The organism is Actinotalea fermentans, from assembly GCF_007991475.1.
In the GTDB taxonomy this organism is placed as follows: Bacteria; Actinomycetota; Actinomycetes; order Actinomycetales; family Cellulomonadaceae; genus Actinotalea; species Actinotalea fermentans.
Window position 1 is genome coordinate 1,241,975 of the sequence record NZ_BJYK01000001.1, and the last position, 13,902, is coordinate 1,255,876.

Here is a 13,902-nt window from a genome sequence, read left to right on the forward strand (position 1 = left end):
AGGAGCCAGTCATGACGATCCCCGGCACGATCGGCAGCGATCCTGTGACCGACGCGCGGGCGCGGCCCGCCCGCACCCCGTTCGACGTGCGGGCGGAGGACCCCTCCGCCCGCGCGTCGGGCCCGGCGCCGGGCACCGCAGTGCCGGGCGAGGGGACGCCACCCGGCACCCCGGCACCCGCGGCCCGACGCCGACGGGGGCGGGCCGCACGTGTCGCGCTCGCCGCGGTCGTCCCCCTCGCCGTGCTGGCGACGTGGCACCTGCTCACCGCGGTGACCGGCTACTTCGGACCGTTCGAGCTCCCGGCCCCCGCTGCCGTCTGGGAGGCCGGCGTCGAGCTCGCGCAGCGCGGCGAGCTGTCCGCCCACGTGCTGATCTCGGTGCAGCGCGTGCTGCTCGGCTTCGCCGCCGGCTCCGCCGTCGGCCTGGCGCTCGGCGCCGTCGTCGGGCTCTCCCGCCTGGCCGACACCCTGCTCGCCGGCACCCTCGGGGCGCTGCGGGCCGTCCCCTCGCTCGCGTGGGTGCCGCTGCTGCTGATCTGGCTGAAGTTCGGCGAGGACTCGAAGGTGACGCTCATCGCCATCGGCGCGTTCTTCCCCGTCTACACCACCGTGGCCTCGGCGCTGCGGCACGTGGACCCGCACCTGGTGGAGGCGGGCCGGGCCTTCGGGCTGCGCGGCGCGCGGCTGCTGCTGCGAGTGCAGCTCCCCGCGGCGACGCCGGCCGTCGTCTCCGGCCTGCGGCTCGCCCTCGCGCAGTCGTGGCTGTTCCTCGTCGCCGCCGAGCTCATCGCGTCCTCGATGGGCCTGGGCTTCCTGCTCAACGACTCGCAGTTCAACGGCCGCACGGACCGGATCGTCCTCGCCATCGTCCTGCTGGCCGTCCTCGGCAAGACGACCGACGCCGTCGTGGGCGTCGTCGAGCGCCGCCTGCTGCGGAGGTGGTGACCCGATGAGCACCTGGAACGTCGACGCCACCGAGCACGCCCGCCTGTCCGCCCTGGCCGCCGCCGACCCGGTCGCCTTCTGGGAGCGGGCCGCCGAGCGCCTCGACTGGGCGCAGCGGTGGCACACCGCGCACACCTGGGCGCCCGCGGCGCCCGACCCCGAGCGGCCCGGCGAGCTCACCGTCCCGCGCGCGACGTGGTTCGCGGGCGGGCGCCTCAATGCGAGCGTCCAGTGCGTGGACCGGCACGTCGCCGCGGGCCGCGGCGACCGCGTCGCCCTGCACGTCGAGGGTGAGGCGGGCGACCGGCGCACGGTCACCTACGCCGAGCTCCAGCGCGAGGTCGCCCGCGCCGCCCACGCGCTGACGGCGCTGGGCGTGCGCGCGGGCGACCGCGTCGTCGTCTACCTGCCCGTGCTCGCCGAGACCGTCGTCGCGACGCTGGCCATCGCCCGGATCGGGGCGGTGCACTCGCTGGTGTTCGGCGGCTTCTCCGCCGAGGCGCTGCGCTTCCGCCTCGCGGACCTGCGCGCGAAGGTCCTCATCACCTCCGACGGCCAGGTCCGCCGGGGCCGCGCCGTCGCGACGAAGCCCGCGGCGGACGAGGCGGTCGCCGGGCTCGACCACGTCGAGCACGTGCTCGTGGTGCGCCGGACGGGCGACGCCACCGGCCCCGTCCCCTGGACGCCGGGCCGCGACGTCTGGTGGCACGACGCGCTCGCCGCGGCGCCCGACACCCACGAGCCCGAGGCGTTCGACGCCGAGCACCCCCTGTTCGTCATCTACACGTCCGGCACCACCGGCCGCCCGAAGGGCCTGGTGCACACCACCGGCGGCTACCTCGTGCAGGCGGCCTGGACGCACTGGGCGTGCTTCGACGCGCGCGACGACGACGTCTACTGGTGCACCGCTGACCTGGCGTGGGTGACCGCGCACACCTACGTGCTCTACGGTCCCCTCGCGAACGGCGTGACGCAGGTGCTCTACGAGGGCACGCCCGACACCCCGCACGCGGCGCGGCACTTCGAGATCATCGAGCGCTACGGCGTGACCACGTACTACACGGCCCCCACGCTGATCCGCACGCTCGCCACCCGGTTCCCCAGCGGCCCGCCGCCGGAGTACGACCTGTCCTCCGTCCGCCTGCTCGGCAGCGTCGGGGAGGCCATCAACCCCGCGGCCTGGCAGTGGTTCCACGACCACGTCGGCGGCGGCCGCGCGCCCGTCGTCGACACGTGGTGGCAGTCCGAGACCGGCGCCGCGATGATCGCCCCGCTGCCGGGCGTGAGCGCCCGCAAGCCCGGCTCCGCCACCCGTCCGCTGCCCGGCGTCGCGGCCGCGGTCGTGGACGACGACGGCGCCCCCGTGGCGCCCGGCACCCCCGGCCTGCTCGTGGTCACCCAGCCGTGGCCCGGCATGGCGCGCACCGTGTGGGGCGACCCCGAGCGGTACCGCGACGCGTACTGGTCGCGCTTCGCACGCCAGGGCTGGTTCCTCGCCGGGGACGGCGCCCGCGTCGACGACGACGGCGACGTGTGGCTGCTCGGCCGGGTCGACGAGGTCATCAACGTCTCCGGCCACCGCCTGTCGACGGTCGAGATCGAGTCCGCGCTCGTCGCGCACCCGCTCGTCGGCGAGGCCGGCGTCACCGGTGTGCCCGACGAGGTGACCGGCCAGTCCGTCGCGGCCTTCGTCGTGCCGAGCCGTCCCCCGGGCGACGTCGGCGACCCGCGGACCTGGGCCGCGCACGCGGCCGAGGTCTCCGCCGAGCTCGGCGCCCACGTCGCCCGCGCCATCGGGCCCGTCGCCCGTCCGCGCCGCGTGGTGGTCGTCCCCGACCTGCCCAAGACCCGGTCGGGCAAGATCATGCGGCGGCTGCTCGCCGACCTCGTCGCGGGTGACAGGCTGGGGGACGTCACCTCGCTCACCGACGCCGGCAGTGTCCACCGGATCGCCGCGGTCCTGGCCGCGGGCGCACGCGCACACAGGGAGGACGTCGCATGACCGACCGCCAGTGGGGCTTTCGCACGAGGGCGCTGCACGCGGGCGGCGTGCCCGACGCCACGACCGGTGCGCGCGCGGTCCCGATCTACCAGACCACCAGCTTCGTCTTCGACGACACCGCCGACGCCGCGAACCTGTTCGCGCTGCAGAAGTACGGGAACATCTACTCCCGCATCGGCAACCCGACGGTCGCCGCGCTCGAGGAGCGCATCGCCTCGCTCGAGGGCGGCATCGGGGCGGTCGCGACGGCGTCGGGCATGGCGGCGGAGTTCATCACGTTCGCCGCGCTCGTCGGCGCCGGGGACCACGTGGTCGCGGCGGGTGCCCTCTACGGCGGCACTGTCACCCAGCTCGACGTGACGCTGCGCCGGTTCGGCGTCGAGACCACGTTCGTGCCCGGCACGGACCCGGCCGACTACGCCGCGGCGATCCGGCCGGAGACGAAGGTCGTCTACGTCGAGGTCATCGGCAACCCGTCCGGCGAGATCGCCGACCTCGCCGCCCTGGCGGACGTCGCGCACGCGGCGGGCGTGCCGCTGGTCGTCGACGCGACGCTCGCCACGCCCTACCTGTGCCGCCCGCTCGAGCACGGGGCGGACATCGTCATCCACTCCGTCACCAAGTTCCTCGGCGGCCACGGGACGACGCTCGGCGGCGTCGTCGTCGAGAGCGGCCGGTTCGACTGGGGCAACGGGAAGTTCCCGCAGATGACCGAGCCGGTGCCCTCCTACGGCGGCGTGCGCTGGTGGGAGAACTTCGGCGAGTACGGCTTCCTGACCAAGCTGCGCAGCGAGCAGCTGCGCGACATCGGGCCGGCACTCTCCCCGCAGGCCGCGTTCCAGCTGCTCCAGGGCGTCGAGACGCTGCCGCAGCGCATGGACGCGCACCTGGCGAACGCGCGCGTGGTCGCGCAGTGGCTCGAGGCGGACCCGCGCATCGGCTACGTGAACTGGGCGGGCCTGCCCTCCCACCCGCACCACGAGCGTGCCGCGCGCTACCTGCCGGCCGGGCCCGGCGCCGTCTTCTCCTTCGGCATCCGCGGCACCGACACCGTCGACGGGCGGGCGGCCGGCCGGGCGTTCATCGAGTCGCTGCAGCTGGCGAGCCACCTGGCCAACATCGGCGACGCGCGGACGCTCGTCATCCACCCGGCCTCCACGACGCACCAGCAGCTCTCGGGCGAGCAGCTCGCCGCCGCCGGCGTGCCGGCGGACCTGATCCGGATCTCGGTCGGGCTCGAGGACGTCGAGGACATCCTGTGGGACCTCGACAGCGCGCTCACGACGGCCGTCGGGGCCCGGGCTGAGCAGACCACCCACCTGTCGGAGGTGACGGCATGACCACGGTGCTCCCGCTCGGGCCGGTCGCCGGGGGCGACGCGTGCGCCGTCCCCGCTGCGCCAGGCGCACCCGGCGCTCCCGAGGCCGCCGAACGCACCTGGGTGGGCCCCGGGGCGGCCGAACGCCTCGCGATCCTGCGCCGCACCCGCTCGGTGGCGATCGTCGGCGCGTCAACCAACCCGGCGCGGGCAAGCTACTTCGTGGCGACCTACCTGCTGGCCTCGTCGGGCTACGACGTCTACTTCGTCAACCCGCGGGCCACCGAGCTCCTCGGCCGCCCGGTCTACCCCTCGCTCGCCGCGCTGCCGGTGGTGCCGGACCTCGTCGACGTCTTCCGGCGCCACGACGACCTGCCGACCGTGCTCGAGGAGACGCTCGCCGTCGGTGCCCGCACCCTGTGGCTGCAGCTCGGCTCGTGGCACGAGGAGGTCGCGCGCACCGGGGAGGCGGCCGGGCTCGACGTCGTCATGGACCGGTGCGTGAAGATCGAGCACGCACGGTTCCACGGGGGCCTGCACCTCGCCGGGTTCGACACGGGGGTCATCAGCTCGCGGCGGCAACGCACCGCGCGCTGAGCGGGCGTCAATCGTTCTCGGGCCACCAGACGGCGGCGCGCAGGACGACGCGGGCGTCGTCGCCGGCCGAGGTCAGCGGGCATCCCTCGGCGCGCAGGCGCGCGACGGCGTCGGCCCGGTACGCGGCCGGCGGCTCGCCCGAGGCGTTCACCACGCGCCACCAGGCGACGGCGCCGCCGGCGCGTGCCATCGCCTGACCGACCGAACGCGGTCCGCCGCGGCCGAGCCGCTCGGCCAGCACCTCCGCGATCACCCCGTAGGTAGTGGCGCGCCCGGCGGGCACGCGGTCCGCGAGGTCCAGCACCGCCTCGACGTACTCCTCGTCCACCTGAGCCTCCGTCCGGCGCGCGTCAGTCCCGGTGCACGAGGATGAGGGCCCGGTCGTCGGTGTCACCGGCGCGCACACCGTCGAGGACCGCGTCCGCACCGCCGCTGCGCGTCGCGACGAAGCGCTCGGCCTCCCCCATGAGCCGGTCGATGCCGAGCTCGACGTCCGCTCCGGGGGTCTCCACGAGCCCGTCGGTGTAGAGCATCACGGTGTCGCCGGGAGCGAGCGTCCCGTGGTGCGCGCCGAAGACCGGCGACGCGACGATGCCCAGCGCCGGCCCCGGGTTCGTCGCCAGCACCTGGATGAGGCCCGAGCCGGCGTGCAGCTGCACCGCGGGCGGGTGGCCCGCCGTCGAGACCGTGAACTCCCCCGTGTCGAGCCGCACGGCGAGGTGGATGGCGGTGGCGAAGCCCTCCGGCCAGTCCTGCGCGAGCAGGTACCGGTTCGCCGCCGGCAGGAACCGCTCGGGCGGCATCGTGCCGAGCAGTCCGCCGAAGGCACCGGACAGGAGGAGCGAGCGTACGCCCGCGTCCTGCCCCTTCCCGGACACGTCGACGAGCACGATCTCCAGCAGGTTCCCCGACCGGCTCCGCGAGGCGACCACGAAGTCGCCGGAGAAGGCCTCCGCGTAGGCCGAGCGCACGACGCTGTCCACCCGCCAGCGGGGCGGCAGCGGCGGGATCCGGCCGTGGGCGACGAGGCGGTCGCGCAGGTCGACCAGCATGAGGTCGCTGGCCGCTCCCTGCAGGCCGAGCCGGTCCCGCGACCGCACGAAGGCGACGGCCGCGAGCACCCCGGCGCCCAGCAGGATGAGGTCGCCGGGCGCGAACTGCGTGAACCCGGCCAGCTGCAGGCCCACGACCTGCCCGACCACGACGGCGCTCAGCACCGCCATCGCGCGCACGCGGAGCACGAAGACCCCGAGCAGCACCACGAACAGCAGGCTCGCCGGCGTCAGCCACTCCGGCCACGTCAGCAGCCCGGCGCCGACGAGGAACGAGAGGCCCGCGAGGACCACCGTCGCCGACATCTGGCGCGCCACGAGCCGGCGCCGCCTCAGGACGTCGCGGAGCCCGGGCTCGCCCGGTGCGCTCCGGCGTGCCCGCCGGGCGCGGCGGGCGGCGGCCTGGGTGGTCACTGCCGCAGGCTATCCCGGGCGGGCGACGCGCAGGTCAAAAGGTTCGCAGGCCAGGGGCACTCCCGGCACGATGTGCGCCATGACCCCAGTGCCTGACGGCTACCGCGCCGTCGACCTCAGCCCCGCGCGCCTGCGCGACGTCCTCGCGATCGACACCTGGGCGTTCCCCTCCTCGGTCGGCGAGGACAAGCTCGCCGAGCTCCCGACCGCGCTGCCCTGGTCCCGGGCCGGCGGCGTGGAGGCGGCGGACGGGGAGCTCGTCGGCATGTACGCGGCCTACCCCTACCGGTCCTTCCCCGTCCCGGGGGCGCGCATCCCCCTCGCGGGGCTGACCTGGGTCGGGGTGCACCCGGGGCACCGACGGCGCGGGATCCTGCGCACCATGATCGACCGGCACTTCGCGCAGGCGCGCGAGGCCGGCGAGGCGGTCGCGGCCCTCTTCGCGGCCGAGCCCGCGATCTACGGGCGGTTCGGCTACGGCCTCGCGGCCCGCGACCTGCGCCTGTCGGTCCCGCGCGGCGCGGCGCTGCGCGACGTGCCGGGCGCCGACGCGCTGCGGGTGCGGCTGGAGAAGCTCGACGCCGCCAAGCACGGTCCGGTGCTGCACGCGATCCACAGCGCGGTGGACCGGCCCGGCTGGGCGACGCGCGAGACCGACGGTGCCCTCGAGGCCTCGCTCGCCGACCCGGAGTTCTACCGCGACGGGGCCGAGTCCCTGCGCATCGCGCTCGTCGAGGACGCCGACGGCACGCCGCGCGGCTACGCCAAGTTCCGCCGCAAGGACGACTGGAAGCCCGAGGGGCCCCGCGGCGTCGTGCGGGTGCGCGAGGCGGTGGCGCAGGACGCCGCGACCGCCCGGGCCCTGTGGGGCGTGCTCCTGGACCTGGACCTCATGGCGAGCGTCGAGGTGGGGCTCCTGGCGCTCGACGACCCGCTGTGGTTCCTGCTCGTGGACCCGCGGGCCGCCCGCCCGGCGGTCGGGGACAACCTGTGGGTCCGCGTGCTCGACGTGCCGGCCGCGCTCGCGCAGCGGCGCTACGCGGCGCCCGTCGACGTCGTGCTCGAGGTCACCGACGCGCTGTGGACGCCCAACGCCGGCCGCTGGCGCCTCGTCGCCGGCCCGGACGGCGCCGAGGTGACCCGCACCGACGCCGACGCCGACCTCGCGCTCGACGTGCGCGAGCTCGGGACGGCCTACCTCGGCGGCTTCACGCTCGCGGCGCTCGCCGGGGCCGGGCTCGTGACCGAGCTCCGGCCCGGGACGCTGCACGCCGCGTCGACGGCGTTCGGGTGGCCGGTGGCTCCGGTCTCCTCGTACGTGTGGTGACCGGCCGGGCCTGACGCCCGGCCGGCCGACGCCCGCCCGCCGGCGGCGCTCGTCAGCGAGCGGCCTCGTAGGCCGCGAGCTGGTCGATGCGCCGCTGGTGGCGGGCGTCGCCGCTGAACGGCTCGGCGAGGAACGCGTCGACGATCTCGACCGCCTCGTCCACGGAGTGCTGGCGCCCACCGACCGCGACGACGTTCGCGTCGTTGTGCTGGCGCCCCAGCCGCGCGGTCGTGGTGTTCCAGGCGAGCGCGGCCCGCACCCCGGTGACCTTGTTCGCGGCGATCTGCTCGCCGTTCCCCGAGCCACCGATGACGACGCCGAGGCTGCCCGGGTCCGCCACGACCGCCTCCGCCGCGGCGAAGCACACGGACGGGTAGTCGTCCTCGGGGTCGTAGGCGTGCGCGCCGTGGTCCGTCACGTCGTGCCCGGCAGCCGTGAGGTGCTCGACGAGGTGGGCCTTGAGCTCGAACCCTGCATGGTCGGCGGCGATGTGGATGCGCATGGCGCACATCCTGCCGCACCTCGCGGGGGATCCTGCGGGGCCGTTCGGGCCGACGCCCGTCGGACGGCGGCGTGCGGCGGTGCTGCCGTCAGACCGACTCGCGCCGGGCCAGCTGCGCGGGCAGGATCCGGCGCACGGGCCCTGCCGCCGGGTCCGCGATGAGCTGGAGCAGGACGTCGACCATCAGCTCGCCCATCTCCTCCAGCGGCTGGCGGACCGACGTCATCGGCGGAGTCGCGGTGCGGGCGAGGATCGAGTCGTCGTAGCCGATGACCGCGACGTCCTCCGGCACCCGCCGCCCGCTCGCCGCGAGCACGCGCAGGGCGCCCATCGCCATCAGGTCGGACGCGACGAAGACGCCGTCGAGGTCCGGCCGGGTGGCGAGAAGGCGCGCCATCGCGTTCGCGCCGCCGTCGGCGGTGAAGTTCCCGTAGACCGGGGTCGGCGCGGGCAGGCCGTGCTCCGCGAGCACGTCGCGCCAGCCGGCCAGCCGGTCCACCGCGACGCCCATGTCCTGCGGCCCGGCGATGGTGCCGATCACGCGGCGCCCCGCCTGCACGAGCTCGGCGGTCGCCAGGCGCGCACCGCCGTAGTTGTCCACGTCGACGTACGAGTGGGAGTCGGGGTCCTCGACGGGGCGACCGAGGTAGACGACGGGCACGGCGCTCGACCGGAGCAGCCGCGGCAGGTTCGTGCTGTGCGCCTCGACGATGACGAGCGCGCCGTCGACGTGGCTCCCGTCGAGGTATCGCCGCAGCGCGGCCTCGTCGGGGCCGGCGAGGAGGAGCACCATCTGCAGCGAGCGCCGGGTGACGGCCGCCGTCGCGCCGCGCAGCGGCTCGGCGAAGAACGAGTGGGGCAGCTCGGCGAGGTCGCGCTCCGTCAGCACGAGGGCGATCGAGTCGTGCCGGCCGCGGGCCAGCGACCGCGCGGCCGGGTTGGGCCGGTAGCCCAGGTCGGCGGCGGCGCGCCGGACGGCGTCCACCGCCGACGCGCGGACCGTGGGCACGCCGTTGAGCACCCGGGAGGCGGTGGCACGTGACACCCCTGCCGCCGCGGCGACGTCCTCGAGGGTCGCGGCGCGGCGCGGCGTCGGGGGCAGCGCAGGCACCCGCCCATGGTGGCAGAACGACGGCCCGGGCGGGAGGCTTCGGGGGCTTTTCGAGAGAGCGCTCTCTGGAGCGTCAGATCACCCGCCCGACGCTTCAGCGCACCATGGCGGGGCGCCCCGTCGGTCGCGTATCGTCTGGCCCGGGAAAGGTCCTGAGAGAGCGCTCTCTGGCCTCCCTCGTGCGGACGACGCACGGACCGACGTGGCGCGGCTGACGGCCGCAGTGGAAGGCGGCTCCCATGGCCCTGACGACGACCGATCGAGCGCGCGTGGACGCGCTGCTCGCCGAGATGCCGCTCAGCGCGAAGCTCGCGCAGCTCGTGGGCGCGTGGATCGGCATCGACTCGACCACGGGTGCCGTGGCGCCCGCGCAGAACGAGAACATGCCGACGAGCCCGGACTGGGAGACGCTCGCCCGCACCGGCCTCGGCCACATCACGCGGCTGTACGGCACCCGCCCCCTCGACCCGACGGACGGGCGCACCGCGCTCCGTCGGATGCAGAGCGAGCTGCGCCGCGAGTCCGGCATCGGCGCGATCGCGCACGAGGAGTGCCTGACCGGCGTCGCGACCTGGAAGGCCACGACGTTCCCCTCGCCGCCCGCCTACGGCGCCACCTGGGACCCCGAGCTGATCGCTGAGGTGGGCTCCGCGATCGCCGCCTCCATGCGCGCCCTCGAGGTGCACCAGGGCCTCGCGCCGCTGCTCGACGTCGTCACGGACGCGCGCTGGGGCCGCGTCGAGGAGTGCTTCGGCGAGGACCCGTACCTCGTCGGGACGCTCGGCACGGCGTACGTGCGCGGGCTCGAGGAGGGCGGCATCGTCGCCACGCTCAAGCACTTCGTCGCCTACCCCGCGTCGCAGGGCGGGCGGAACCTCGGCCCGGTGCACATGGGCCCGCGGGAGCTCACGGAGCTGCTGCTCTACCCGTTCGAGATGGCGCTGCGCGAGGGCGGCGCCCGCGCCGTCATGCCCTCGTACTCGGAGATCGACGGCATGCCGGTGCACGGCGACCCCGCTCTCCTGACCACCCTCCTGCGGGAGAAGTGGGGCTTCACCGGCACCGTCGTGGCGGACTACTTCGGCGTGAACTTCCTTCAGACGCTGCACGCGGTCAGCGGCTCCAAGCGGGCGTCCGCCGAGCGCGCGCTCCTCGCGGGCCTCGACATCGAGCTGCCCAACGCGGACTGCTACCCGGCCCTGGACACGCCCGACCTGGACCCGGAGGTCCTGGCGGCGATCGACCGCTCGGTCCGCCGCGTCCTGGAGCTCAAGGCGGAGCTGGGGCTGCTGGACGAGCCGACCGAGCTCTCCGACGAGCCCGTGGACCTCAACCCGCCGGCGCACGCCGCCCTCGCCCGCCGGGTGGCCGAGGAGTCGGTCATCCTGCTCGCGAACGACGGCGCCCTGCCGCTCGCCGCACCCGGCCGGATCGCCGTCATCGGCCCGAACGCCGACACCGCGGCGGCGCTGCTCGGCGACTACTCCTTCACCAACCACGTCGAGGTGCACCACCCGGACGTCGAGCCGGGCCTGACGATGGCCACCATCCTCGAGGCCCTGCGCGCCGAGCTGGACGGCGGCACCGCGATCACCCACGCGGCCGGCTGCGACGTCCGCGAGCCCGGCCGCGACGGCTTCCCCGAGGCCGTCCGCGCGGCCCAGGCCGCTGACGTGGCCGTCATGGTGATGGGCGACCGCGCCGGGCTCTTCGGCCGCGGCACCGTCGGTGAGGGCTGCGACGTCGACGACCTGGAGCTGCCCGGCGAGCAGCGGGCGCTGATCGAGGCCGTGCTCGAGACCGGCACGCCCGTCGTCCTCGTGCTCGTCACCGGCCGGCCCTACGCGCTCGAGTGGGCGGCCGGCCGTTGCGCCGCCATCGTGCAGGCGTGGTTCCCGGGCCAGGAGGGCGCCTCGGCGGTCGCCGGCGTGCTCTCGGGGCGCCTGAACCCGTCGGGCCGCACGACCCTGTCCTTCCCGCGGTCGGCGGGCATGATGCCGACGACCTACCGCCACGTGCGGCTCGCCGGCAAGGTCGGCGTGACGAACCTGGACCCGACGCCCGTCTTCCCGTTCGGGCACGGCCTGTCGTACACGTCGTTCGAGCGCACGGACCTGCGGCTGTCCACGTCCGAGATCGCGACGGACGGCACGGTCGACGTGTCCGTCCGCGTGACCAACACGGGCGACCGGGCGGGCGTGGACGTCGTCCAGCTCTACCTGCACGACGTCGTCGCACCGGTCACCCGCCCGGAGGTGGCCCTCCTGGGCTACGCCCGCGTCGAGCTCGCCCCCGGCGAGTCGCGCGACGTGACGTTCCAGGTGGCGGCCGACCGTCTCGCCTGGGTCGGCGCGGACCTCGAGTGGACCGTCGCGGCGCACCGCGCGTCGCTGTCGGTCGGGGCCTCGTCGGGCGACCTCACGCTCACCGCGCCGCTGACCGTCACCGGCCCCACCCGGACGCTCGGCCACGACCGGGTGCTCCTGACGCCGGTCACGACCGCCTGACGGCCGCGCCGGACACAGCACACGCACGACCCCGCCGACGCGCGCCGACCACCTCCGGTCGGCGCGCGTCGGCCACGTAGCCTTGGGCGCATGACGACCGAGGCCACCTCCAGCACCGTCCGCCACGCCGTCCGCAGCGGCATCGACGTCGGCACCTTCGACGGCGGCGTCCGCCCGCAGGACGACCTCTTCCGGCACGTGAACGGCAGGTGGCTCGACACCTACGAGATCCCCGCGGACCGGGCCGCCGACGGCGCCACGCGCGAGCTGCACGACCGCGCCGAGGAGCAGGTGCGGGTGATCATCGCCGAGCTCGCCGAGCGCGCCGCTGGAGGGGCCCACGGGGCGACGCCCGCAGCCCAGGTGGGCGCGCTGTACGCGTCCTTCATGGACACCGAGCGGATCGAGGAGCTCGGCCTCACGCTGATCGCCGACGAGCTCGACCGGATCGAGGCGGCCGGCACACCGGACGAGCTCCTCACCGTCCTCGGCGAGCTCCAGCGGACCGGTGGCGCCGGCGCGGTGGGCTTCTGGGTCGACAACGACGCGAAGGACCCGGAGCGCTACGTCGTCTACCTCTACCAGTCGGGCCTCGGGCTGCCCGACGAGGCGTACTACCGCGAGGACGACTACGCGCAGGTGCGGGCCGCGTACACGCCGCACGTCGCCCGGATGCTCCGGCTCTCGGGCCTGGCCGAGGCCGAGGCCGAGGCGCGGGCCGAGCTGGTGGTGGACCTCGAGACGCGGCTCGCCGCGCACCACTGGGACGTCGTGCGGGACCGGGACGCGGACCTGACGTACAACCCGATGACGCTCGCCGAGCTGTCGGAGCGGGCCCCCGGGTTCGACTGGGCGGGCTGGGCCGCCGCGGTCGGGGCGCCAGCGGGCGCGCTGGACCAGCTCGTCGTGCGCGAGCCGGACTTCGCCGTCGGGCTCGCCGCGCTGTGGGCGCAGGTGCCCGCCGAGCAGTGGCGCGCCTGGCTGCGGTACCACCTGGTCACCGCCCGGGCGCCGTTCCTCACCGACGAGTTCGTGCGGGCGAACTTCGACTTCTACGGGCGCACGCTCACCGGCGCGCAGGAGCTGCGCGAGCGCTGGAAGCGTGGCGTCTCGCTGGTGCAGGGCGCCCTCGGCGAGGCCGTCGGGCAGGAGTACGTGGCCCGGCACTTCCCGCCCACGCACAAGGAGCACATGGTCGCGCTCGTCGCGAACCTCGTGGCGGCCTACCGCGAGTCGATCGAGCAGCTCGACTGGATGGGCGAGGAGACGCGGGCCAAGGCGCTCGCCAAGCTCGAGGCGTTCCGGCCCAAGATCGGCTACCCGGACCGTTGGAAGTCCTACGAGGGCCTGGAGATCCGGGCCGACGACCTGGTCGGCAACGTGCGCCGCTCGCACGCCTACGAGCAGGACCGCGAGCTCGCGAAGATCGGCCGGCCCGTGGACCGCGACGAGTGGTTCATGACGCCGCAGACCGTCAACGCCTACTACAACCCCGGGATGAACGAGATCGTCTTCCCGGCGGCGATCCTGCAGCCGCCGTTCTTCGACCCCGACGCCGACGACGCGGTCAACTACGGCGGGATCGGCGCCGTCATCGGCCACGAGATCGGCCACGGCTTCGACGACCAGGGCAGCAAGTACGACGGCGCCGGCCGGCTCGAGGACTGGTGGACCGCGACGGACCGGGCGGAGTTCGACGTCCGCACCAGGGCGCTGGTCGACCAGTACGCCGCCTACTCCCCCGAGCAGCTCGGCGGCAGCCACCGCGTCAACGGCGCCCTGACGATCGGCGAGAACATCGGCGACCTCGGTGGGCTGTCCATCGCCCTCCAGGCGTACCGCATCGCGCTCGGCCGGCCGCTGGCGGACGCCCCGGTGCTCGACGGCCTGACCGGCGTCCAGCGCGTCCTGATCGGCTGGGCGCAGGCGTGGCGCGGCAAGGTGCGCGACGAGGAGCTGATCCGGCGCATGGCGACGGACCCGCACTCGCCGTACGAGTTCCGCTGCAACGGCGTGGTGCGCAACCTGCCCGAGTTCCACGAGGCGTTCGACGTGCGACCGGGCGACGCGCTCTACCTCGACCCGGCGGAGCGCGTGCGGATCTGGTGACGCGCCGGGCCCAGGG

The 13,902-nt window shown here is 75.2% G+C and carries 11 protein-coding genes; 7 read left to right on the forward strand and 4 right to left on the reverse strand.

What is annotated here, in order from left to right:
• Positions 1 to 11: 11 nt before the first annotated feature.
• From AFE02nite_RS05770 to AFE02nite_RS05785, 4 genes are read left to right on the forward strand one after another with little or no spacing between them, the layout of a single operon-like run.
• Positions 12 to 947 carry an ABC transporter permease gene (locus tag AFE02nite_RS05770; RefSeq protein ID WP_146819188.1) on the forward strand — a complete coding sequence of 312 codons (936 nt, stop codon included), beginning with the start codon at positions 12 to 14 and terminating at the stop codon, positions 945 to 947.
• 4 nt (positions 948 to 951) lie between these two features.
• Positions 952 to 2,949 carry an acetate--CoA ligase gene (acs, locus tag AFE02nite_RS05775; protein ID WP_146819189.1) on the forward strand — a complete coding sequence of 666 codons (1,998 nt, stop codon included), beginning with the start codon at positions 952 to 954 and terminating at the stop codon, positions 2,947 to 2,949.
• A complete protein-coding gene (locus AFE02nite_RS05780; protein ID WP_052113659.1) occupies positions 2,946 to 4,289 on the forward strand; it encodes an O-acetylhomoserine aminocarboxypropyltransferase/cysteine synthase family protein in 1,344 nt (447 codons plus the stop codon). Before acs ends, AFE02nite_RS05780 begins: the two co-directional genes overlap by 4 nt.
• Positions 4,286 to 4,864: a CoA-binding protein gene (locus AFE02nite_RS05785; RefSeq protein ID WP_146819190.1), complete on the forward strand. Its 579-nt coding sequence runs from the start codon at positions 4,286 to 4,288 to the stop codon at positions 4,862 to 4,864. Before AFE02nite_RS05780 ends, AFE02nite_RS05785 begins: the two co-directional genes overlap by 4 nt.
• 7 nt (positions 4,865 to 4,871) lie before the next feature.
• Here the strand turns inward: AFE02nite_RS05785 and AFE02nite_RS05790 are convergent, their stop codons facing one another.
• Positions 4,872 to 5,192 carry an MGMT family protein gene (locus tag AFE02nite_RS05790; RefSeq protein ID WP_034245999.1) on the reverse strand — a complete coding sequence of 107 codons (321 nt, stop codon included), beginning with the start codon at positions 5,190 to 5,192 and terminating at the stop codon, positions 4,872 to 4,874.
• Positions 5,193 to 5,214: 22 nt separating this feature from the next.
• A complete protein-coding gene (locus tag AFE02nite_RS05795; RefSeq protein ID WP_261765484.1) occupies positions 5,215 to 6,330 on the reverse strand; it encodes a PP2C family protein-serine/threonine phosphatase in 1,116 nt (371 codons plus the stop codon).
• A gap of 79 nt (positions 6,331 to 6,409) precedes the next feature.
• Here AFE02nite_RS05795 and AFE02nite_RS05800 point away from each other — a divergent pair, with 79 nt between their 5' ends.
• Entirely contained in the window at positions 6,410 to 7,657 is a 1,248-nt protein-coding gene (locus AFE02nite_RS05800; RefSeq protein WP_034246002.1) for a GNAT family N-acetyltransferase, read from the forward strand.
• A 52-nt stretch (positions 7,658 to 7,709) separates the two neighbouring features.
• Here the strand turns inward: AFE02nite_RS05800 and AFE02nite_RS05805 are convergent, their stop codons facing one another.
• Together AFE02nite_RS05805 and AFE02nite_RS05810 are read right to left on the reverse strand one after the other, a co-directional pair.
• Positions 7,710 to 8,159 carry a ribose-5-phosphate isomerase gene (locus AFE02nite_RS05805; protein WP_034246005.1) on the reverse strand — a complete coding sequence of 150 codons (450 nt, stop codon included), beginning with the start codon at positions 8,157 to 8,159 and terminating at the stop codon, positions 7,710 to 7,712.
• An 88-nt stretch (positions 8,160 to 8,247) separates the two neighbouring features.
• Positions 8,248 to 9,270, reverse strand: coding sequence for a LacI family DNA-binding transcriptional regulator (locus AFE02nite_RS05810; protein WP_034246007.1), 1,023 nt, complete (start codon positions 9,268 to 9,270; stop codon positions 8,248 to 8,250).
• Between the two features lie 239 nt (positions 9,271 to 9,509).
• On the opposite strand from AFE02nite_RS05810, the gene AFE02nite_RS05815 reads away from it, so the two are divergent.
• On the forward strand, positions 9,510 to 11,777 hold the full coding sequence (locus tag AFE02nite_RS05815) for a glycoside hydrolase family 3 N-terminal domain-containing protein (protein ID WP_034246010.1): 2,268 nt from the start codon (positions 9,510 to 9,512) through the stop codon (positions 11,775 to 11,777).
• Positions 11,778 to 11,867: 90 nt separating this feature from the next.
• The gene (locus AFE02nite_RS05820) at positions 11,868 to 13,886 is read left to right on the forward strand and encodes a M13 family metallopeptidase (protein WP_034246012.1); all 2,019 of its coding nucleotides are present in this window, start codon (positions 11,868 to 11,870) and stop codon (positions 13,884 to 13,886) included.
• Positions 13,887 to 13,902 lie beyond the last annotated feature (16 nt).